This window comes from Peribacillus sp. NPDC058075 (genome assembly GCF_042885195.1).
In the GTDB taxonomy this organism is placed as follows: domain Bacteria; phylum Bacillota; class Bacilli; order Bacillales; family DSM-1321; genus Peribacillus.
In genome coordinates this window covers 720,267-742,280 of sequence record NZ_JBHVSL010000001.1, presented here as the reverse complement: position 1 = coordinate 742,280, position 22,014 = coordinate 720,267, and the positions used below count along the sequence as shown (strand labels likewise).

Annotated in this window: 25 protein-coding genes and 1 other annotated feature; of the genes, 4 read left to right on the top strand and 21 right to left on the bottom strand. The window is 43.8% G+C overall.

Annotated elements, in window-relative coordinates:
• A partial coding sequence (safA, locus tag ACFVS1_RS26870) for a SafA/ExsA family spore coat assembly protein (RefSeq protein ID WP_483878247.1) occupies positions 1–1,949 on the bottom strand: 1,949 nt, incomplete at its 3' end.
• A 386-nt stretch (positions 1,950–2,335) separates the two neighbouring features.
• On the opposite strand from safA, the gene ypfJ reads away from it, so the two are divergent.
• Positions 2,336–3,181, top strand: a complete 846-nt coding sequence (gene ypfJ / locus ACFVS1_RS03755; RefSeq protein ID WP_387545171.1) for a KPN_02809 family neutral zinc metallopeptidase — start codon at positions 2,336–2,338, stop codon at positions 3,179–3,181.
• A 313-nt stretch (positions 3,182–3,494) separates the two neighbouring features.
• Here the strand turns inward: ypfJ and nadA are convergent, their stop codons facing one another.
• From nadA to nadB, 3 genes are read right to left on the bottom strand one after another with little or no spacing between them, the layout of a single operon-like run.
• Positions 3,495–4,601, bottom strand: coding sequence for a quinolinate synthase NadA (gene nadA / locus ACFVS1_RS03750; RefSeq protein WP_387545169.1), 1,107 nt, complete (start codon positions 4,599–4,601; stop codon positions 3,495–3,497).
• On the bottom strand, positions 4,598–5,449 hold the full coding sequence (gene nadC / locus ACFVS1_RS03745; protein WP_352919504.1) for a carboxylating nicotinate-nucleotide diphosphorylase: 852 nt from the start codon (positions 5,447–5,449) through the stop codon (positions 4,598–4,600). Before nadC ends, nadA begins: the two co-directional genes overlap by 4 nt.
• Positions 5,430–7,013: an L-aspartate oxidase gene (gene nadB / locus ACFVS1_RS03740; RefSeq protein WP_387545167.1), complete on the bottom strand. Its 1,584-nt coding sequence runs from the start codon at positions 7,011–7,013 to the stop codon at positions 5,430–5,432. Before nadB ends, nadC begins: the two co-directional genes overlap by 20 nt.
• An 82-nt stretch (positions 7,014–7,095) precedes the next feature.
• Here nadB and ACFVS1_RS03735 point away from each other — a divergent pair, with 82 nt between their 5' ends.
• Together ACFVS1_RS03735 and ACFVS1_RS03730 are read left to right on the top strand one after the other, a co-directional pair.
• The gene (locus ACFVS1_RS03735) at positions 7,096–8,244 is read left to right on the top strand and encodes an IscS subfamily cysteine desulfurase (RefSeq protein WP_387545166.1); all 1,149 of its coding nucleotides are present in this window, start codon (positions 7,096–7,098) and stop codon (positions 8,242–8,244) included.
• Between the two features lie 49 nt (positions 8,245–8,293).
• Complete coding sequence (locus ACFVS1_RS03730; RefSeq protein ID WP_241593388.1) at positions 8,294–8,824, top strand: transcription repressor NadR; 531 nt, start codon at positions 8,294–8,296, stop codon at positions 8,822–8,824.
• A gap of 59 nt (positions 8,825–8,883) precedes the next feature.
• Here the strand turns inward: ACFVS1_RS03730 and ACFVS1_RS03725 are convergent, their stop codons facing one another.
• From ACFVS1_RS03725 to ACFVS1_RS03665, 13 genes are all read right to left on the bottom strand, one after another.
• Positions 8,884–9,159 (bottom strand): hypothetical protein, encoded by a 276-nt coding sequence (locus ACFVS1_RS03725; RefSeq protein ID WP_387545165.1) that lies wholly within the window; start codon positions 9,157–9,159, stop codon positions 8,884–8,886.
• Complete coding sequence (locus tag ACFVS1_RS03720; RefSeq protein WP_387545164.1) at positions 9,137–9,478, bottom strand: DUF6944 family repetitive protein; 342 nt, start codon at positions 9,476–9,478, stop codon at positions 9,137–9,139. The genes ACFVS1_RS03725 and ACFVS1_RS03720 overlap by 23 nt, the downstream gene beginning before the upstream one ends.
• Positions 9,435–9,563, bottom strand: coding sequence for a hypothetical protein (locus tag ACFVS1_RS03715; protein WP_387545162.1), 129 nt, complete (start codon positions 9,561–9,563; stop codon positions 9,435–9,437). Before ACFVS1_RS03715 ends, ACFVS1_RS03720 begins: the two co-directional genes overlap by 44 nt.
• Positions 9,564–9,919: 356 nt before the next feature.
• Positions 9,920–10,795, bottom strand: coding sequence for a prephenate dehydratase (gene pheA, locus ACFVS1_RS03710; protein WP_241593390.1), 876 nt, complete (start codon positions 10,793–10,795; stop codon positions 9,920–9,922).
• Between the two features lie 130 nt (positions 10,796–10,925).
• Positions 10,926–11,375 carry an ACT domain-containing protein gene (locus ACFVS1_RS03705; RefSeq protein WP_034308837.1) on the bottom strand — a complete coding sequence of 150 codons (450 nt, stop codon included), beginning with the start codon at positions 11,373–11,375 and terminating at the stop codon, positions 10,926–10,928.
• 40 nt (positions 11,376–11,415) lie between these two features.
• The gene (obgE, locus tag ACFVS1_RS03700) at positions 11,416–12,705 is read right to left on the bottom strand and encodes a GTPase ObgE (protein ID WP_241593392.1); all 1,290 of its coding nucleotides are present in this window, start codon (positions 12,703–12,705) and stop codon (positions 11,416–11,418) included.
• 48 nt (positions 12,706–12,753) lie between these two features.
• On the bottom strand, positions 12,754–13,293 hold the full coding sequence (locus ACFVS1_RS03695; protein ID WP_387545159.1) for a Spo0B domain-containing protein: 540 nt from the start codon (positions 13,291–13,293) through the stop codon (positions 12,754–12,756).
• A gap of 539 nt (positions 13,294–13,832) precedes the next feature.
• On the bottom strand, positions 13,833–14,123 hold the full coding sequence (gene rpmA / locus ACFVS1_RS03690; RefSeq protein WP_034308845.1) for a 50S ribosomal protein L27: 291 nt from the start codon (positions 14,121–14,123) through the stop codon (positions 13,833–13,835).
• Between the two features lie 12 nt (positions 14,124–14,135).
• On the bottom strand, positions 14,136–14,468 hold the full coding sequence (locus tag ACFVS1_RS03685) for a ribosomal-processing cysteine protease Prp (protein WP_387545158.1): 333 nt from the start codon (positions 14,466–14,468) through the stop codon (positions 14,136–14,138).
• 13 nt (positions 14,469–14,481) lie between these two features.
• The gene (gene rplU, locus ACFVS1_RS03680; protein ID WP_034308849.1) at positions 14,482–14,790 is read right to left on the bottom strand and encodes a 50S ribosomal protein L21; all 309 of its coding nucleotides are present in this window, start codon (positions 14,788–14,790) and stop codon (positions 14,482–14,484) included.
• Between the two features lie 13 nt (positions 14,791–14,803).
• Positions 14,804–14,887 (bottom strand) — a sequence feature (ribosomal protein L21 leader region).
• 76 nt (positions 14,888–14,963) lie between these two features.
• On the bottom strand, positions 14,964–16,436 hold the full coding sequence (locus tag ACFVS1_RS03675) for an Rne/Rng family ribonuclease (protein ID WP_387549190.1): 1,473 nt from the start codon (positions 16,434–16,436) through the stop codon (positions 14,964–14,966).
• 42 nt (positions 16,437–16,478) lie between these two features.
• Complete coding sequence (locus ACFVS1_RS03670) at positions 16,479–17,345, bottom strand: M50 family metallopeptidase (protein WP_352919487.1); 867 nt, start codon at positions 17,343–17,345, stop codon at positions 16,479–16,481.
• Positions 17,338–18,087 (bottom strand): peptidoglycan DD-metalloendopeptidase family protein, encoded by a 750-nt coding sequence (locus ACFVS1_RS03665; RefSeq protein ID WP_352919485.1) that lies wholly within the window; start codon positions 18,085–18,087, stop codon positions 17,338–17,340. Before ACFVS1_RS03665 ends, ACFVS1_RS03670 begins: the two co-directional genes overlap by 8 nt.
• A 238-nt stretch (positions 18,088–18,325) precedes the next feature.
• Between ACFVS1_RS03665 and ACFVS1_RS03660 the strand changes: the two genes are divergently transcribed.
• Positions 18,326–18,769: a S1 domain-containing RNA-binding protein gene (locus ACFVS1_RS03660; RefSeq protein WP_034308861.1), complete on the top strand. Its 444-nt coding sequence runs from the start codon at positions 18,326–18,328 to the stop codon at positions 18,767–18,769.
• 124 nt (positions 18,770–18,893) lie between these two features.
• Here the strand turns inward: ACFVS1_RS03660 and minD are convergent, their stop codons facing one another.
• From minD to mreC, 4 genes are all read right to left on the bottom strand, one after another.
• On the bottom strand, positions 18,894–19,697 hold the full coding sequence (gene minD / locus ACFVS1_RS03655) for a septum site-determining protein MinD (protein ID WP_034308862.1): 804 nt from the start codon (positions 19,695–19,697) through the stop codon (positions 18,894–18,896).
• 2 nt (positions 19,698–19,699) lie between these two features.
• Positions 19,700–20,383, bottom strand: a complete 684-nt coding sequence (gene minC / locus ACFVS1_RS03650; protein ID WP_137018360.1) for a septum site-determining protein MinC — start codon at positions 20,381–20,383, stop codon at positions 19,700–19,702.
• Positions 20,384–20,499: 116 nt separating this feature from the next.
• Positions 20,500–21,018, bottom strand: a complete 519-nt coding sequence (gene mreD, locus ACFVS1_RS03645) for a rod shape-determining protein MreD (RefSeq protein ID WP_387545156.1) — start codon at positions 21,016–21,018, stop codon at positions 20,500–20,502.
• Complete coding sequence (gene mreC, locus ACFVS1_RS03640; RefSeq protein ID WP_352919478.1) at positions 21,015–21,887, bottom strand: rod shape-determining protein MreC; 873 nt, start codon at positions 21,885–21,887, stop codon at positions 21,015–21,017. Before mreC ends, mreD begins: the two co-directional genes overlap by 4 nt.
• Positions 21,888–22,014 lie beyond the last annotated feature (127 nt).

Sequence of the window (22,014 nt, the reverse complement as noted above, 5' to 3'; positions counted from 1 at the left end):
ATCATCATGCCTGGCTGGCTTCCGCTATGGCTGCCCATCATGCCTGGCTGGCTTCCGCTATGGCCGCCCATCATGCCTGGCTGGCTTCCGCTATGGTCGCCCATCATCATCCCTGGCTGGCTTCCGCTATGGCCGCCCATCATCATGCCTGGTTGGCTTCCGCTATGGCCGCCCATCATGCCTGGCTGGCTTCCGCTATGGTCGCCCATCATCATGCCTGGCTGGCTTCCGCTATGGCCGCCCATCATGCCTGGCTGGCTTCCGCTATGGCCGCCCATCATCATGCCTGGCTGGCTTCCGCTATGGCCGCCCATCATGAATGGAGGGCCTTCTAATTGAATCTCTTTTATTCCTGGTTGGCTTCCGCTTTGGCCGCCCATCATCATGTCCGGCTGACCTCCGTTTTGGCCGCCCATCATGTTCGGCTGACCTCCGTTTTGGCTGCCCATCAGCATGTCTGGCTGACCTCCGTTTTGGCTGCCCATCAGCATGTCTGGCTGACCTCCGTTTTGGCCGCCCATCATGTTCGGCTGACCACCGTTTTGGCCGCCCATCATCATGAATCCTTCATATTGAGTCGATTCTACTGACTCTTCATATTGTTGCATCTCTTTCTCCATTTGAGACTCATTAAGTGACATCCCCTGGTATGGGGCCTGTTGCTGTTGCTGCTGCTGCTGTGATTGAACGGATTGATATTGCTGATAATCTGGATGGTGATGTGCATCGGCATCCATTTTTTGGTTCCCTTGATACTGTCCTTTCACTTCCGGCCCATAAGTTCCAAGTACCCCCTTATTACAGCCGCAATCTTCCTCTTCCTCACTGGCACCCTGGTTATACTGCTGAGGGAAGTTATAGTTATTGTTGTATGAAGACGGCGATTCGCCTGGTGACTCATAATCTTGCTGCATGTATGAACCTGCTACTTGAGCTTGTTGATTCATCCCTCCATAATAATGGTGCGGAACCGGTGCAGAAGCTTGATATGGATATTGTTGCTGGTTTGGTATATTCATACTCGCCCCTTGGACGAATCCTTGATCCATCATGTACATGTCAGGAGATTCTCCCCAAAAATCAGAGCTCTCTTCCATCATTTGATAACCATGTATTTCTGGTGCCCCCTGATACCCCGGAACACCTTGATATGGTGCTTGCATATGCATTTGCGCCCACGGTGGCGGTTGAATGCAATAACCGCTTCCGGGCAAAATCGGCGTTACTGGAATACAATCTTCCACCGGCTCATTATATTCCTGTGCTGGCTGTACAGCTGGCTTCTTCTTCTTTTTAGTGACTGCCGGCTCTTCTTTTTTCTTTGGTAACGGGGGTGGTGCAGGAGGCTTTTGCACACTCATATTGGTCATGTTGACCATATAATAATTATTGATATCGATTTCTGGAATCACCGGCATAGGCACCGGAACTTCTTTTGGAACGATTTTTTGCTTTTCTTTAATGATTGGCTTTGGCTGAATGATTTGCTGCTCTTTCTTGACTGGTTGTTCCTTCACTGGTTTTTGAATGATTGGTTGCTCTTTTATCGGCTGCTGAAATTTCGGCTGCTCCTTTACTGGCTGCTGAAATTTCGGCTGCTCCTTTACCGGCTGCTGAAATTTCGGCTGTTCTTTTACCGGCTGCTGAAATTTCGGCTGTTCTTTAACTGCCGGTTTTTGCATAAGTTGCTGCTCTTTTATAGGCGCTGGCTGAGCCTGGTACGGTTGAATTTGGGATTCTTTAATTCCCGGTTGAATATTCACGTTTGGTTTAGCCGTTTCTTTTATTACAGCTCCAGATGTCCCTGGTATTTTAATTTTCATTCCAGGCATCATCATGTCCGGGTTGCTCAATTGTGCGTTAACTTTTTTAAGTTCTTCAAAGCTGACGCCGTATTTTTTGGCGAGTTTCCAAAGTGTATCGCCTTTTTGGACTATATGAATTTTCACGCTGTTAACCCCTCCTGTGCATATGTCCATATATTCTATGAAGCAGTGGGTGAATTGCTATTATTTTTATCATGAAAACTTATGCGTGAAAAATGACATTTATGATTGGATCAATGATTTAGGAAAATGGAAGATTCTTTTTTGGAGAGAAAATAAATGATATGACATCTTCTAAAAGAAAATCCATTCTTAAAAAGGATAGTTAATTGGGACCATTGCCTTCATTCTAAAAAAAGGAGGCAATGGTTTTTAGGTTTGAAGCCATCATGTTATGAAACGCTTCTTTCAAGCTTCTGTCTAAACTCAGGGAAATCCGGGTATAAGAAAGTAAATGACCTAAGGCTTTGTCTTCAGGTACTTATCTTACATTCCTGGGGGGAATAAAAATGAAATGGAAAGGTAGACAGGGCAGCTCGAACGTCGAAGACAGAAGAGGCATGAGCGGAAAAGGCATGGCCGGAATCGGCGGAGGGGTCGGATTGGTCATTGTTTTGATCATGACGCTCCTTGGCGGTAATCCTAGCGAATTGCTAGGCAGTTTGAATTCTACTGAATCGAACAATGGCAGCACTTATGTCGAGACTGATGAAGAGAAGGAACTTGCGCAGTTCGTATCTGTCGTCCTTGCAGAAACGGAGCAGGTCTGGACAGAAGAATTTCGAAAAAATGGACTGGAATATAAGGAACCGAACCTTGTCCTGTATTCAGGCAGTGTCGAATCGGCGTGCGGAATGGCAGCTTCTTCGGTAGGGCCATTTTATTGTCCGGGTGACATGAAACTATATATTGATCTCAGCTTTTATCAAGAGTTGAAGCGAGAATTCCAGGCACCCGGTGATTTCGCCATGGCCTATGTTATTGCCCACGAAGTCGGACATCATGTTCAGACACTTTTAGGCACAACTGAAAAGGAAATGCCCGATCGTTCACAGGTCAGCGAGACTGAATATAATAGGTATTCTGTCCGTCTTGAACTACAGGCCGATTACTTGGCTGGAGTTTGGGCACATCATGTCCAAGGAGAGAATTTGCTTGAAAAAGGCGATCTTGAGGAGGCCTTGAATGCAGCAAGTGGTGTGGGGGATGACCGTATCCAAGAAAAGGCACAGGGTTACGTGGTTCCGGACAGCTTCACGCACGGTACATCCGAACAGAGAAAACGGTGGTTCAATAAAGGTTTTACATCCGGTGATATGAATGAAGGGAATACTTTTAAAGCAAGTAACCTTTAAAAGTTCTTACTTGCTTTGATTACAAATAAGAAAAAAGGGGGTCTTGTCCCCCTTTCAGACTGTAAATAAATTCGAAGAAAAGCGAGTTTACTTACAGTTTTTTTATGTTAAAAATTGCAGTTGATTTCAGCTAAAAACAGTAAAAATACATGAGGATAACTCGGTCTTGTTTAAAATCATGGCAATAATCCCTTGATAAAGTCGTCATAGGGATTCGGGATAAAACCATTCCAATCCCCATTAGGTGGACAGACTCAAAGGGGTATTGCCCCTCTTTTTCGTATGATCCAAAGTCTTTTTATAAGGCACTAACTCAAACGCGTTCCAGCATTCTGTTTAAAGCTAGGATGGCATTATCCGCAATGTCCTTCTCCACTTTGATCGGATTGATGATTATACCTTCTTCTATGGATTCAAGCGCCCACAGCAGGTGAGGCAGATCAATTCGGTTCATCGTAAGACATGGACACATATTCGGATTTAACGAGATGATGTTCTTGTCAGGATTATTGGCGATAAGTCGCTTGACAAGGTTCATTTCCGTTCCGATTGCCCAGGAACTACCTGGTTTTGCTCTTTCGATCATATTGATGATGTACGATGTCGAACCCGCATAATCTGACAGGGCGACTACCTCACGGCGACATTCAGGATGAACGATGATATTCATTTCAGGCTGCTCCGCTCGAAGTGTTTCAATATTCGTTGTGGTGAAATTTTCATGGACTGAGCAATGTCCTTTCCAAAGAAGTACCTTCAGATCTTCGAGTGCCCCTTCATAAATCAATTCATCCTTATGCGGATCCCAGACAGCCATTTCATTCAATGAGATGCCAAGGTCAAAGGCTGTATTCCTCCCAAGATGCTGATCGGGAAGAAAAAGGATCCTTTCTTTTTGCGAAAGGGCCCATGAGACCATCCCTTGTGCATTGGAAGAAGTCACCGTCGCCCCGCCATTTTTTCCTACAAATGCTTTGATGGCTGCAGTGGAATTCACATAAGTCAGCGGAAGGATCGTATCGCCAAATAAATCCTGAAGCTTTGTCCATGCCCGTTCCGTTTGTTCAATATCCGCCATATCGGCCATGGAGCAGCCTGCTCGCATGTCAGGAAGGATAACCGCCTGCCTTTCTTCCGTCAAAATATCGGCTGTTTCAGCCATGAAGTGCACACCGCAAAACACGATATAATCCGCTTCGCGATTTTGCGCGGAAAGCTGAGCCAATTGAAGTGAATCTCCCGTTGAATCCGAAAATTGAATGACTTCCTCCCGTTGATAATGATGACCTGGGATATAAAGACGGTTCCCCAGTCGTTCCTTAATATCCCGGACCCGATTCTCCATCTCTTCCTTTGTCATCGTTTTATACTTTTCAGGCAATGCATTTCCTGCTGTTTTAGCCATTTCCAATATGTTCATTTCAATATCCCCTCACGTTCTTTGACCTTTGCACTAATATCAAGTGCCCTGACACTGTGCGTCAAGCTGCCCAACGAAATATAATCTACCCCTGTTTCCCGATATGAGGCTAGATTGTCTAAATGGATCCCTCCAGAAGCTTCCGTTATGATGTGGGCGGGAACCAAATTAATCAGTTGCTTGATTTCTTCTGGGCTTCGATTATCGAACATGATGATATCTGCACCAGCTTCCACTGCTTCAAGCACCTGTTGTGGTGATTCCGTTTCCACTTCTACTTTAGTGGTATGTCCCAGTTTGGATTTTACCGCTTGAACCGCTTTCGTTATGGACCCAGCGAACGAAATATGGTTGTCCTTTATCATGACTGCATCATACAGACCATATCGGTGATTGAATGCCCCGCCAGAACGGACCGCATATTTTTCAAGCATCCGCAGGCCAGGTGTAGTTTTCCTCGTATCACAAGCTCTCGTCTTCGTTCCCGCTAAAATCTTGGCAGCTTTATTAGCCTGCGTGGCAATGCCTGACATACGCTGCACTAAATTCAAAACGACCCGTTCCCCCTTTAAAAGAGAGGCCATATCACCGGTCATTCTTGCAAGCTGCTGTCCTTCTTCAAAGACTTCGCCATCTTGAACAAAAAGGAAAACCTCGATTTGCTCATCCAATAATGCAAATCCCGTCTTGATGACGTCTCCTCCACTAAAGACCCCGCCTTCTTTTGCGATGAATGTCAAGGTTCCTTGTTCACCTTGATTGAAAATCGTATCACTCGTTACGTCGCATTCCCCTATATCTTCCAATAAAAATTGTTGCAGCATCTGCTTAAGCTTCAATATATTCATATAGTCCTCTCCCTTTCACTCGGTTCTTCACATCCGTGCAAGCAAGGATAACCGAATTTTCAAGCCATCGGGCGTCATCTTCGCTTGGATAGTCACTGCGGAAATGTCCGCCCCTGCTTTCCGTTCTGGTCAATGCTGATTCGGCAATCAGCCACGCCACTATCATGGCATTGATTTTCGTTATTTCTTCTATCGAAAATTCCGTTACTTCCAAATGCAGCAATTTTTCGATATTAAATGTCTCAAGATAATCCTTCAGTCGAGTTAATCCTGCTTCATTTCGAACGATTCCCGCTTCGTTCATTAATTTTTCCTGCAATGTCTTGAGATTAGGTAAAAAAGAAAAGGGACTGGAACTCTTGGACTGCTCTTTTTCTTCCGGTAGCGCCCTTGCCGGCACTTTAGCAAGGAAACGGCCAAGTGTATTTCCAAATACCAGCCCTTCGAGAAGTGAATTGCTTGCCAATCGGTTTGCACCATGTACACCCGTGCACGCTACTTCACCTACAGCAAACAAAGAAGGAACTGAGGTCTGCCCGAATTCATCCACTTCAATTCCTCCCATTAAAAAATGGTTTCCAGGTGCAACGGGGATTTTCCCTGATTGAAGGTCCAGCCCGCTTTTTTCACATAATGAGCTCACTGTCGGAAAACGATTCTTAAAATCCTTAATCATCGAAATATCCAAAAATACCTTTTCACCGCGCTGCAAATAAGAAAAAATCGTCTGTGCAACAATATGCCTTGGAGCTAGATCCTTCAAGCTATGGACATCCTCCATGATCGGCCTTCCCATTTCCGTCACTAATCTCGCACCATCCCCTCGAACCGCTTCTGATACGAGCCCTTTCGCTTTGCCATTCACAAAAAGCAGTGTCGGATGGAATTGTATGAATTCCATGTCACGAACTTTTGCACCGGCCTTGAATGCAAGTGCGATTCCATCACCTGAAACCGTTTGTGAATTTGAAGTGAATTGGTATAGGGAACCACAGCCGCCTGTTGCTAAAACCGTCTGTTCTGCATGATAGGCAACAAGATCCCCTGCCTTATCAAGTGTTTTGACGCCTATGCAAGAATCATCTTTCCCGATGATCAACTCCACTGCAGCAACATTCTCCATCACAGTAATCGATGATTTTTTCAGGCGCCCTATAAGATGTTCCATCATGTACTTTCCTGTAGCATCCCCGTGACTATGGAGGATTCTTCTTTCACTGTGGGCGCCCTCCATGCCAAGCAATAGATTTCCGTCACCATCATGGTCAAATCGCATACCCGATTCAATAAGTTCAGCTATAACTGAAGGTGCCTCTTCGACGAGTTTTTCCACTGCCTTCACCTTGTTATATCGCTGACCAGCTGCCAGCGTATCTTTTTTATGAAAGGATACTCGGTCACGATCAGATATTGCAGCAGCAATCCCGCCCTGAGCTAAATATGAATTGCCCTGACGGATATTTGATTTTGTGATGAGTATCACATGCTTATGTTCACTTGCTTCCAATGCCGTTTTCAAGGCAGCAATACCGCTGCCTATCACGATGATTTCCGTTTTTACCATTATTTCATTCCTCCTGTTTATGACAGGTGTCTTGACAACTATATTTACATATTATTAAACTATTATCAAGAGTTTTTTAAGATTGAAGGATGGAAGTGATTTCTTGATTTATTTGGATTATGCCGCTACAACTCCGATTGACGAGGAGGCTCTCGACGTATTCAGCCAAGCCTCCCGGAAATTTTTCGGGAATGCGAGCAGTTTGCATGATATTGGCTCTGAGGCGGCACGTTTATTGGATATGTCACGACAGCAACTCGCAGAAATGCTGAACATAAAAAAGGAAGGAATCATCTTTACGAGCGGCGGATCTGAAAGCAACATGCTTGCCATCGATACATTCATCGCTTCGAAGCCCTCCTGGCAGAACCACTTGATTGTAAGCAGCACTGAACATGCATCTCTTGCCAATTTCGTGGCAAAACTTGAACAAGAAGGATTCGAGGTTACTTATTTACGGCATTTGGAAGATGGCCGGGTTGATATTGAACATCTGCAGGAATGTATGTCGGAGAAAACATGCTTGGTCATTGTCCAGCATGTGAATTCGGAAATCGGGGTCATTCAGCCCATTGAACAAATAAGTGAAATCGTTCGAAAACACCAGGCTTTTTTTCATGTGGATTGTGTCCAATCATTTGCTAAATTACCGCTTGGCAAGATAGCTGCCTCATGTGATGGACTATCCGTTTCCAGTCATAAAGTTTATGGTCCAAAAGGGACTGGTGCCGTCATTTTCCCTGACATCCATCGGTTGAAGGCTTCGGTACCGAATATCACTCATGAATATGGTTTCCGACCAGGAACAGTGGACGTTCCCGGAATTGCTTCCTTCGTAACCGCCGCCAAGAAATTGGCGGATATCATGGAAGATGAACGAAAACGGATTTCCACACTTAGGATGCAATTGATCCAACGGCTAACGGGAACGAAAATCGATTTTCAAATCATCGAAGCAAAAAGCGAGCAATTGCCTCACATTCTGGCGCTGACCTTCGCTGGATTGCAAGGACAATACATCATGCTGGAATTAAACCAGAAAGGATTCGCCGTTTCGACGGGAAGCGCCTGTCAAATCGGTAAACAGGATCCTTCAAAAACGATGATGGCCATTGGGAAAAGCGAAGATGAAGCCCATCAATTCGTCCGCCTTTCCTTTGGCAAAAACACGACGGCCGACGACATTCACAAGTTGGCGGACTTCATCGAAGAAATAGCTGCCAGTCGATAAAACCCTCCAGACTATGGTAGAATGTTTGTAATTAAAGAGGTGAATGTTTATGGAAAGAAAGAAATTACTCGGGGAAGAAAGACGGACGAAACTCTTACATTTATTGCAAACAAGCGCGGAGCCTGTAACAGGCAGCGAGCTTTCGCAGATAACGAATGTAAGCCGGCAGGTTATCGTTGGTGACATAACCCTCCTGAAAGCGCGGAATGAACCTATCATTGCCACGAGCCAAGGCTATCTGTACCTACAAACGGGGAGCACGCAAAAGCCGGAAAGGGTCATTGCTTGCCAACACGATCCGTCGCGGACCCAAGAAGAGCTATATTTACTCGTGGATATCGGCATCACGGTTAAAGATGTCAAAATCGAGCACCCCGTATACGGCGACCTAACCGCTTCCATCATGGTCAGCAGCCGGAAGGAAGTCCAGCAATTCCTTTCAAGGGTGACGGCAACGAACGCATCTTTTTTATCGGAACTGACGAGCGGAATCCATCTCCATACACTGAGCGCAGCATCTGAAGAACTGCTCGACGAAGCGGAGTGTGCTTTAAGGGATGCCGGTATTTTAGTCGATTGAATAAACACAAAATCCTCAAAAGCCATATCTTTTGAGGATTTTTTTATTGGCCATTATGCTCACTCACCCTCGGAATGGCTTTCATTTGAGCTGCCTTCCCCTGAGTTTTCTTCTTGGTTACTTCTCAACTGCCCGATAAGACTAATGACGGAACCGACCGCCTGAACCCAGCCTCCCGTCGCTTGGATTAATTCAGCATCAGATGGCTTCTCTTCCATAGAAGGATATTGATATTTTTCCTGCTCCTTATCCTGCTCTTCTTCCTTTAGATCCTTTTCTTGGTCTTTTTCTAAAACACTATTTTTAAGTTCCTCAATTCCGCCTATCGCTTGCATCGAATTCCCAATTGCCTGCAACAAATTTCCCGTAGCATTGAAGGCCTGCAGGTTCATCCGGATTTTCGTATGCCCCCGCCAAAGCGGTGCCTCCGCCCACCGCTTGGATCAAATTACCTTTGATGATCAATTCCTGTTTCGTTACTTCATCGAAATCAATGACTAGGCCTAAGATAACGGTCGAATTCCCGATCTCCTGTAATTGATTACCGAATTTATCCAGTGACCAAGTTTCTTCTGCGTCCGCCAATAAGGCATTTCCTGTTGCTTGAAGTTCATTTCCAATCCAAGTTCGTACGAAATTCTTCGTCCAAGACATCGGATGGTGTGCCCGCTATAGCAGAAAGGACAGTTCCTATCGCTTGAAACCAAGAACTGAACGTTTCTTTGAATTGGTTATCCATCTCTGCTGACCACCACCCTCTCTCTGCATTTTTGATAAAAAAGGTGCTTTCACTGATTTAGTCATCTACGTATGCATTACTGTTTCTATTTCCACATGTGGCCTACCGGGATTTACTTATTGTATTTGCTTTCATAACAATCTGTGTTTGTTTTCCATCCAGAATCATGCTGCCTACTTTTATATATTTCATAAAATGACAGCCAACCATTATATGAACTTTTACGCAAGGGGAATACACACCTTTACAAAAAAGTGCCCCGGGAAAACTCCCGGGGCATTTTCATATTCAGTGGAAAAAACTCAGCTAAGGCTGTACCATTTATCATTTTAGAAAAAAATTTCACAAAAGAAAAATCAGCGCTGCGGTACACCAGTTTGCACTTTAAAGCATGAATAGCTTCCCATGATCGAAACCGTACATCCTAAGGCCTCAAGCTCGGAAATCGCTCCTGGGATAAGGACATCGTCAAGGGGCATTTCGATGTCGATGATGAAAAAGTAATTGCCCAATCCTGTTTTCATGGGTCTTGATTCAATCTTGGAAAGGTTAAGTTTCCTCCAGGAAAAAGCGGAAAGGACTTGGTGCAGCTGCCCTGAATGGTCGGCAGGCAACTGAATCATCAAGGTCGTTTTCTTATCCCCTTCAACGGTCAAATGCCCTTCAAAGTCGACTTCACTGTTGGATACGACGATAAACTTGGTGTGATTATGTTCGTAATCGTGAATATTTTGTTTTGCAATCGTCAAACCGTACTCCTCTGCAGCCATATCATTTGCAATCGCAGCAATATTTATATCGGGATTCTCCATTACCATCTTGGCAGCCGCTGCTGTGGATGTGACATACTCATACGGAATGCCCCTTAGCTCATTATGTAGAAATTTGCGGCATTGAGCGATGGCATGGGAATGCGAATATACCATGTCAGGTTTGAACCCCGGATATGCATGATCCGGATGCACCATATAATGCTGTTGGATTGGGATCGTCACTTCGCCTTTCATCGGCAATGTGACTTCATGGACTAAGTAATCCATCGTTATATTTACCGAACCCTCCAAAGCATTCTCGATCGGCACGAGCGCGTGATTCACTTCCCCGTCCCGAACAGCATCAAGGCAGTCCGGAATCGTGTTCATCGGTATTTTTATATCATTAGGAAATAGTCGCGATACAGCTAAATCCGTGAACGTTGCTTTTGGTCCAAGAAATGCAATTTTTGATGTCATATTATAAACTCCTTTTCACGGAAAATCTATTGTTTATGTTATGCCATTTTCTGATTTTTTACAATAGTTAATCGTTATTTTCCTCTTACAAATGAAAACAGCCTGTACATGTGAAATGTACAGGCTGTTTTCATGCGCCGTTACCAATGATTTCGACTTTTTCGACGAACTCCATTTTACGCAGTTTAGTAAGCAGTTCATTAATATCCATCGTCATCCCACCCGTATTCAGGGATAGGGTGACATTTGCACGTCCCTGCAAAGGAATCGTTTGGTGGATGGTCATGATGTTGCAACCGGATGAGGCGACGAGCCGTAAAAGCTCCGATAGAGTACCAGAACGATCTTCGAGATAGAAGAACAGTGTAATCAGCTTTTCCTTAACAACTGTATGAAACGGAAAAACCGTGTCACGGTATTTGTAAAAAGCACTCCTGCTTAGGTCCACTCGCTGTACCGCTTCCCAAACTGATTCCGCTTTTCCCCGTTCAATCATTTCTTTTGCATCCAGCGTTTTTTTCATCGCTTCGGGAAGGACATCCTCTCGAACGAGGAAAAATTTCTGATCGGACTTATTCAAACTCCGCACGCCTCCTTTTGCCTGCCATCATGGTTTACAATTAATCAACAAATTCAAATTCATATTCAAGGATACGGACGATATCGCCATTCGTCGCACCTTTTTGGCGAAGGCCCTCGTCGACTCCGAATGAACGAAGCTGTCTGGCGAAACGACGTATGGACTCTTCACGGGTGAAGTCAGTCATTTTGAATAGACGCTCGATCTTGAATCCTGATACGGCAAAGCTGCCATCTGATTCGCGTTCAATGTTAAATTCATCAGTCTGTGATGTATGTTTATATAGAACCCGGTGGATTCCTGTATTCTCTTCTTCATGTTCAAGAGGGAACTCGGGCGTCTCTTCGATTTTATCGGCAATTGCATAAAGAAGCTCACGGATCCCTTCACGCGTCACGGCAGAAATCGGGAAGACAGGATAGTCTTCTTCCAGCTTTTCTTTGAAAGCCGCTAAGTTATCTTCTGAGTCGGGCATATCCATTTTACTTGCTACAATGATTTGCGGACGTTCAGTCAAGCGCAGGTTATACTCTTCCAACTCTTTATTGATTGTTTGGTAGTCTTCATATGGATCCCGGCCTTCAAGACCCGACATATCGATTACATGAACGATTACCCTCGTTCTTTCAATATGGCGCAGGAATTGATGCCCAAGGCCCACACCTTCTGAAGCGCCTTCGATCAGACCAGGTAAATCGGCCATGACAAAGCTGCGGTGATCTTCCGTTTCCACCATTCCGAGGTTCGGTACGATCGTCGTAAAATGGTATTCGGCAATTTTGGGCCTTGCTGCGGATACGACCGAAAGCAAAGTGGATTTACCTACACTTGGAAAACCAACCAAACCGACATCAGCCAACAGTTTCAATTCCATGATTATATCGCGTTCTTGGCCCGGTTCGCCGTTCTCAGCGATTTCAGGTGCAGGATTGGCTGGTGTGGCAAAACGGGAATTCCCCCGGCCTCCACGGCCACCTTTGGCGATAACGGCGCGTTGTCCGTGCTCAACTAAATCGGCAATGACTTCCTTCGTCTTATCATCAATGACAACGGTGCCAGGTGGAACCTTGATGACCATATCCTTTGCAGCCGCACCATGCATGTTTTTGGACATGCCATGTTCTCCGCGAGGTGCCTTAAAGTGACGTTGATAACGGAAATCCATTAATGTACGCAAGCCCTCTTCCACTTCAAAAACGACATTGGCTCCATTACCGCCATCTCCGCCGGCAGGTCCGCCTTTAGGTATGAATTTCTCACGACGATAAGCAACTATCCCGTTACCACCGTCTCCGCCTTTTACATAGACTTTCGTTTGATCGACAAACATGCTATCACTTCCTTGTTTTCTGCAAGTCATTTCTTGCTGTATACTTCTCTAAAAATTAATATCCATCTTAAAAAATATTTCATCCTCATTACATTCAAGAATTTCAATTGATTGCTCGGCCGTTAATGAACCTTCCAAAAACTCGATCACTGGAGATTGATCAATGAACCTGCCTTGCATATGAAATGAACAGTGCATATCGCTCACTTCTTTTTTACACATGGAAACAGCCAGTATATTTTCAAAAAACGGATCGAGATTTTTATCGAGAATTTTAAAGAAATCGTTTGTCCAGCGATACATCAGCCCGTCCATCTCAGTTGAACCTTCAAAAACATCAATGATTTCATATTCGCAATAAAATGATCCATTATTCCAATTCGACGTCAACAACATCTCGGTGAACTTAGGTAAATTCAAACTGGAGAGGCGTGCTTCATTCTGGGTTTCAACAATGATTTCATCAATGATGCCCTTGACACGATCAATTCTGTTCAACTCCAGATTCCCTTTGATGATTTGAATTTTATTCAGCCAGTCATGCCTGGTTTGACGCAGAGTTTCAATAGTCGTCCAATTTTTATCCATTATTAACACCTTCAATTATGATAAAGAAACTTTTTTTTCAGCTCTATCATGTTGAATACTTCCATTTGTACAGTATATCAAAAAAATAACAAACAGGAAATGAAGCTCGATTCACATGCCTTCACATGAAAGCCCCCGTCCAAAAAATACAGCCGCACACCCTGAGTTCTTTGGACGATGGTAGAGCCATTTGAACTAAAAAAGAGAATGGGCCTTTTATGCACCAATTGGAGATATTATAGTTGAATTGGAGTGTCTATTTGGTTTAAACCAAATCGGATGGATGAGTAATCTTGGATTTCCCCCTGAAAGTTTAAGAAAGCCCGCCGATTGGCGAGCCTTTTGTAATTCAGAGGTTGTTTTCCTTATACTAATGACTAAAGTCTCCTGCAAAATGCTGGTTCATTTCCTATAGTATAAATAAAGGGCCGGACCCCTTCATCACTATATAGCATACCATTATTAAAAATGACGCGGTATATAGTGTCTTGTAGAAGGAATCAGACCCTTTTGAGTCAGCCTCTGTTCAAAGATGCCAATTATGCTTCTTGTGCAACTGGATATACGCTTACTTTTTTACGGTCACGTCCGAAACGTTCGAATTTAACAACACCGTCTACTTTAGCGTATAGAGTATCGTCTCCACCACGGCCTACGTTCTCACCTGGATAGATTTTCGTTCCGCGTTGACGGTAAAGGATAGAACCACCAGATACGAATTGACCATCTGCACGTTTAGCGCCAAGACGCTTAGATTGAGAGTCACGTCCGTTCTTTGTAGAACCTACTCCTTTTTTCGAAGCGAAGAACTGAAGATTTAATCTTAACATTTGTTCCACCTCCTATTGGTTGAGGATAATTTTCATGTATTTACCATAATCACGTTCGATGGTTTGCAGCGATTTGAGCATGCCGTTCAAAAGCAGCTGAACCTTCTCTTCCGATTCCGGCGAAAGATTCCCCGGAATGACGCAGCGAAGATAGCCGCCTTCTCTCCCTTGCTCAATCTCAGGCTCTACGTCCGTTAAGGACATGATTGCATTGACTGCCCCGAAGGAAACAGCCGATACACCTGCACAAACGATATCAGAACCTTTTTTAGCAAAATTAGCATGTCCGCTTAAGGTGAACGAAGCAATCCGTTCCTGCGGAGCATCAAATACAACTTTGATCATCCAGAATCAGCCCTTACGCGTTGATTGCTTCGATAACAACTTTAGTGTATGGTTGACGATGACCTTGTTTTTTACGATTGTTTTTCTTCGCTTTGTATTTGAAAACAGTGATTTTCTTTTGCTTACCTTGTTTTTCGACAGTACCTGTTACAGTAGCGCCTTCAACTAGTGGAGCACCGACTTTCACGTCTTCGCCACCTACGAATAAAACTTTGTCAAATGTAACAGTTTCGCCTGCTTCTGCGTTTAATTTTTCAATGTAAACCGCTTCGCCAGCTGCTACTTTAATTTGTTTACCGCCAGTTTCGATAATTGCGTACATACTTGCACCTCCTTAAATGTCTCAGACTCGCCAATCACAGGCGTTTTACCAGAAAGGCAAAAGCTTAAAACCTGATGTTGAGCGGTTGTAGCACGGGTGCTACAAACATAACATTAAAATCCTAACATGAAACAGGAAAGGCTGTCAATATATTTATAACAATTCCCGCCTCTTCACTCGAAAGCCCGCCCGATTTCCTGAATGCTCCCGAAGCGCTTTATGGAGTAAGCATTCCTCGAACCTGGGATAAAAGACAGGAATATCTTTTTACCGATCAATTCCTCCAATGTCGTCCGATATGATTCCTTTTCACCAAGCAGCACGTCCGCCACAGCTTTACTGACCTCCACCCAGACCGCTTCATCATCTGTCTTCCTGTGTTCCAGCAGTTCACGTTCCAACCGGAAGGCCACCGTTTCAGGGCTCTCGATTTTACCGCTTCCACTGCAAACAGGGCAAGGCACCGTCGTCATTTCAATTAAAGACGGGGAGGTTCTCTTTCTCGTCATTTGTAAAATGCCCAGTTCCGTAAAACCGATGACCTGGATTCGCTTCTCATCCCTCACCGCTTCCTTTTTAACGATTTCGATGATTTCCTGCTCATGCCGGGACTGGTCCATATTGATGAAATCTATCAGAATGATTCCGCTGATATTCCTCAATCTCAGTTGACGGGCGACCTCTTTCGCCGCTGCCTGATTAACCGCAAACAATGTTGCTTCCTTCGCCACCTTGCCGGTGAACTTACCTGAATTGACATCGATTACGGTGAAAGCTTCCGTTTCTTCAAAAATTAAATATCCGCCATTCTCAAGCCAAACGATTTTCTTGGCCATTTTCTCAACTTGCGCTTCGACATTCCATTCGGAAAAAATATTCTTTGTACCCGATGCATGGGATATTTCCCACTCCTTACGGTTTTCCTGTATCCACTTTTTCAACTCGCGGTAAGCCTCGAAGTCATCGATGGCAAGTTCCCCGTTCACTGTTCCCGACATTTCGGAAATGATCATATCAAGGTATTCATCCCTCTCATAGAGAAGGGACGGGGCCTTGAGGGACGCAGCCTTAAGTTCAAGCCCTTTAAAGAGCTCCCGCAATCCATTTAACCTATCAAGGAAGACCGATTCACTTTCGTTCTCCATCGAGGTGCGGACAATCAATCCCTCATCAGGATTTTTATGCTGCAAGGCAGTTTCCCGCCACTGCTTCTGAAATTCATTGTTTTTGAATTTCTTTGATACACCAACATAATCTATTCCATGTATGTATACGAGGGAATCTGTCGAAAACTCGATCAGCCCAGTCAATTTAGCTCCTTTGGTGCCCGTTTCATCCCGCGTCACCTGAACTAGCAGCTTTTCTCCCTGATGGACAAATTGACCGATCGATGCTTTCCCATCACTTTTTTTTGTCAGCTGGAAAGAGGGAATCTCGTCACGGTGTAAAAAACCATTTTTCTCTGCACCATAATCAATGAAGACGGCATCCATTCCCGGTAACACCTTCGTCACCTTCCCAAGGTAAATGTTACCGACCGTACTGCGCTTTTGAGGCGGCATGATTTCAAGTTTACGTAAAACACCATTCTCAAGTACAGCCACTCTTTTTTCGCGTGAAGCTAGGTTCGCGATCATTTTTTTCATCAAAAAAAATCCTCTCCTCAATTTGAAGAAAGGATAACATATTTAATAAGAATATAATAGGTCGCCGATTTTCCCGCTTGTCATTTTCTCAGAAAAATAGGCATGAAGGATTTCCGTTTCATCCAACGAGCCGCTCTCTTTCCCGTTTTTCATGATGATCACGGGGTGTTTACAACCGCGTTGAAACATTTCCAGCACTTTATAAATGGGTTCTTGTGAATCCACCGAGATCGGCTTCAGTTTCGCCAAATCATTCGTATGCCCGTAATGGCGCTGCAAAAGAAAGCGGATGAATGCATAATACCTTTGCCGCCATTCCATGACGAGTGAGAGACTTATGAAAAAAATGATGAGCCAGATGTTCAAATTGAGCGGATCCAGAATGAGCCAGGTCAAAAAAGCAAGGAAAGCGAATACTGCAGAAAAGTGAAGTGTATGTTTCTGCGCTTCCAGAAAGGTGCAATATAGGGAAACACCGATGAATAGCAGCCGTCCCCCATCCAGGGGCCAAATTGGCAGCAGATTAAAAATCAGCAGCATAAGATTCATATACAAAAAGGGCTGGTACAGCTCATATGGGATAATGGTAAAGAAATAGAGCAAAAAAGCTGCGCCAATGAGCCAAACATGTTGAAGCGGACCGGCAAGCACCACCGCCAAATCCTCCTTCAAACTCTTATTTCCATATTCCTCGGTCTCGACAGCCCCGCCAAAAGGAAGCAGCTGGATGGACTTTATCCGCCATTTGAAGTGCTGGGCACAGACGGCATGCCCCATCTCATGTATGAAGACGATAAGCAACAGCATCATCACTTCAACGAAATGGGCTGTGAGGATGGCGATGCCAATGACAAACCACAATGTCGGATGAACCCTGATTTTAAACAGTAACTTCCCATATTCACTCAAAGGAAATCACCTTTTTAGGATCGACGAAAGCATCATTTTCTTTTATCGCTAAATAAAACCTGCCCATGGATCCATCTTCACTTAGTGTAACCTGTCCGACTTCATTGCCCTTTTTAACGAACTCATACAATTTCACATCAATTTCTTTCAGCTGCCCATACCAAGATTCACTTTTATTGGCATGCTGAATGACGACCGTCTTTCCGATCCCCTCCTTTTCACCGGCAAAAATGACTACCCCTTCATTAACGGCCTCAACCTTTGAGCCTTTGCTCGTTTCCAATATGATTCCCTCACCGTTCGTCTCGAAGTTTTGGGTAATCTTCGCAGAAGCTGGCATTGCATATTCTTCATTCGAATCAACAGTTTCCTTATCAGCTTCATTCGGTAAAAAAGCGATTGGTTTACCAAACGCACTTTCGTACCAATTGGAGATTGAAGCGAACTGAAATTCCTTGTTCATGTTCTCCGTGACAAAACTCCTGGCAGGGTCAAGCCGCACAGAAGGGTGTTTGAACATCACCGCGACAACCAGGAACAGGCATACACTGGCAAGGATTTTAAAGAAAAAATATTCTTTCTTGAAGAGCGGATGATCTTTTTCGGAATACCCGTTATATGAATCAATCCCGTATGGTTCCTCATTGTGGATCTCCGTCCAACTACTGCTTCCTGACGGTTTATCATTAAACTTGCGTCTCTTGGCGATACGATTGCGGATATCTTTCCTGCGATCATCCATTCCAGACTTCCCCCCCTGCTCATGTAAAAGCGCTATATTACAACGTATGAGCAACTTGTCCAGACTATTCTGCACTTCCTTGAAAAAAATTTTTTCGATGAAAAATCCACCGATACTTATGAATTTCCAAGGTGGTTCGGGCATCGATTCAGAAAATCGAATAATTGAGATTGATATTGTTCCCCGGAATTTGTTATAATAAAGTGGTTTTAACATTATTGAGGGGGAACATTTTTTTATGTCAATCGAAATAGGCAGCAAAGTACAAGGTAAAGTAACAGGTATCACTAATTTTGGAGCATTCGTAGAATTACCAGGAGGCTCAACAGGTCTTGTGCATATCAGTGAGGTAGCAGATAGCTATGTAAAAGACGTAAATGACCATCTTAAAGTAGGCGACCAAATTGAAGTAAAAGTGATTAGTGAGAAAGACGGAAAAACTGCCTTGTCCATCAAAAAGGCTATAGATAGACCCGAAGGGCAAACCTCTTCTTATACCAAACGCCCACCACGCCAAGGGGATAGCCGTTCTAAAGATTTTCGTTCAAAAGGTAATTTCCAACCAAAGGAAAATTTCGAAGATAAAATGGTGCGCTTTTTAAAGACTAGTGAAGAAAATTTATCGACTCTTAAACGCAGCACCGAATCAAAACGCGGCGGCAGAGGCGGAAGACGCGGATAACCCGCTGCATTTTTAGCATATAGATAAGGCAAGCCATTATATGGCTTGCCTTTTTTATTTCACAAAAAGCATAAAAAAAGCGAGGGCATCAAATGCTCCCGCTTCTTGACAAAAGAATATGGATTTACCGCACACTGAAGAATTTTTTCAATTTGGACATGAAGCCCTTTGGTTCGCTGCCAATTGGAGTCAAGGGCACAGATTCACCAAGGATCCTTCTGGCGATGTTCCGGTAGGCAAGCGAAACTCTATTGTCCGGATTATAGGCAATGGGTTCCTTTTTATTCGCTGCCACAATGACCTGGTCATCATCAGGAATGACGCCAATCAAATCAATCTTAAGAAAATCGGCAACTCCATCGATATCCATTTCCTCATCCTCATGAAGCAAATGGCCGCGGATCCGGTTGATGATCAATTGAGGCGGTTCAATATGCTCTTCTTTTTCAAGCAGGCCAATAATACGGTCAGCATCCCTGACAGCCGGTCTCTCTGCAGTCGTAACGATGATCGCCTTGTCTGCCCCAGCTATGGCATTCCTGAAGCCCTGTTCAATGCCTGCAGGGCAATCAATGATGACATAATCATAGTCAGGCTTCATATCGCTGATGAGTTTCCTCATCTGCTCTTCATTCACCACCGTTTTGTCACTATTTTGCGGAGCGGGAAGCAGATAAAGCAAATCTTCGAAATGTTTATCTTTTATAAGCGCTTGGTGTATCTTACAGCGCCCTTCGACCACATCGACCAAATCATAGATGATGCGATTCTCCAATCCCATGATCACATCCAAATTCCGAAGACCAATATCCGTATCAATCAAGCAAACCTTTTTGCCTAGAAGAGCTAAAGATGTTCCTAAATTGGCGGAGGTGGTCGTTTTCCCGACACCACCCTTACCGGATGTTATAACTATTGCCTCTCCCACGATTAGAGACCCCCTTCTAATCTATTTAAATTAGGTCTATATTTCTTTAAGACTTGCAATTTTTCTATTATGATATTTTGTTCTTCATCCATGAAGGCACATTCCAAATCATGTCCCCATTTCGTATATTGGTCAGGAGATAAATTCACTTTTCCGGCAATGCGCAGCTGGGCAGGCTTCATGACAGAGGCAGCTATAATGGCCTCGTTATTCCCTTTATATCCGGCATGGGCTATTCCCTTTAGCTGTCCCATGATATATATGTTGCCACCGGCACGAACCGTTCCGTCGGGATTGACATCCCCTATCAGCAGTAAGTCTCCGGGAACTTCAAAAACCTGTCCCGACCTTATCACCTTGGTCACGGTCGTCACTTGGTTTTCATCTTTCCATCGTTTCGCTTCATCCTTCGTAAGGACATTCGAAATCATCTCATCTACGAAAAGCTTCTTCTTTTTATGGATGACCTCTTTAATCTTTTCTTCTTGTTGTTCATCAAGATAGCGGTTCCCTGTATGTACTTTTACGGAAATGGACGGGTCATTTTCTTGAAACTGATAGTTTGCCGAAAGCTTCACTTCTAACTCTTTCAATAATTCGGAAAATGAGCAAGAATCATCGAGATGAAGCATAAACCCGTCTTTTGTTCCCTTAATCATGACATTTTGCTGAATTCTTTTATTCATGACGTTTGTTTCACCTCAATGAAATATAATTCGACATAGGAAAACAAATTTCCTTTTTCTACGTACACGGAAAAGAGAAAATACATTTCCCACCTGCTTCTTAAGACACAGGAACGTTATTCCGTTTCTCCTTGCAAATCAAGCTTTTCAATCATTCTCTTTAAAGGATAGCAGCTGATAATAATGAATGCGAGATTCAATAATAATGTCGGAATCAATCTCCGTTCCGCAAATTCACCAAATCCCATGTCTGCAAAAGATAGTATGGTATTCATCTGAAAGATGACAACTTCTAAAACTGCCGTGAATATAAGCGCAGTAAGACAGGCAATCAATATATTATTTTGCAGGATTTTCATGGATTTTGATATCAGATAGGCAAGAAATGGCAGCAGGAACATGTAAGTCCCAAGAATTTCCGTATATACGACATCATAAGTCAACCCAAGAATCGCCCCATAAAGCATACCCATTTTCCTTGAACCAAACATGGTCAGGAAAAAAACGAAAACCATCATGAAATGGGGCACGAGGATTTTATCGGACCCGAATGCATCTCCAGCGAACATCTGGGCGAAGATGCTTTCAAAAACAAAAAAAACCAAGGCTATAAAAGAAAGGATGAAATATCTCACTCAGCTTCATCCTCCCCTTCACTTTCTTTCGGTAAACCGTCCACCTCGCGCTGAACGACCATGACATTATTAATATCATAAAAATCCGTCGAAGGTTCAATATATGCGGTCTGGTTCAATCCATATTGATCCACTTTGACATCGACAACTTTCCCGATCAGCAGACCTTTCGGAAAGATCCCTCCATAACCCGATGTGATGACCAATGAATTTTTCTTGATCTTTTTATCATATGGGATCCGTTTCATCAGCAAAAGGTTCTCCTTATCATCGAATCCTTCAATCAAGCCATATGCTTTATCATCACCCTGGACGATCGCAGAGACACGATTGGCTTTATCGATGGAGCTTAAAAGTTGAACCGAGGCAGTGAAATCCGTCGCTGATTTCACCTTACCGACTAACCCATTGGAGGTGATGACAGCCATATTTTTTTCTACCCCATTACGCTTCCCTTTATTAATCGTCAGCATTTCATGCCAGCGGTCGGGATTACGTCCAATGACCGTCGCCTGAGTGGGCGAGTACTTCCGCAGGTCATCTTCTTTTTTGAGGTTATCGCGAAGTTCTTCATTTTCTTCCTTTAAATCTTGGACTTGGGTTTTCAATAATACATATTCATCCAAGCGGGCTTTCAATTTTTTGTTTTCATCGTATGTATGTTGAAGGTCTTTTAAGCCCCCTACAAAACCTGTTATACCCGATACTGGCTTATTAAACACATTTCCGACCCAGCCTGTCGTATCTTTCAGGAATTGCTCCGGCCAAGTCAACTCTTCTCTCTCCCTTAATGAAAAACCGATCAATGCCACGAGAACGATAATACTAACGAGCAAGAGAAGGAGTTTTTTATTAAAAAACTGTGGCATGGTGATTACACCTCAATCTAAAATTTACTCTATGGTCTTAAAATTACACTTTGATTTAATTAAATTGCAAAACATAAGAAAAACCGGCTCAAAATTGCACCTTTTGTTGAGCCGGCCCTATTTGAGA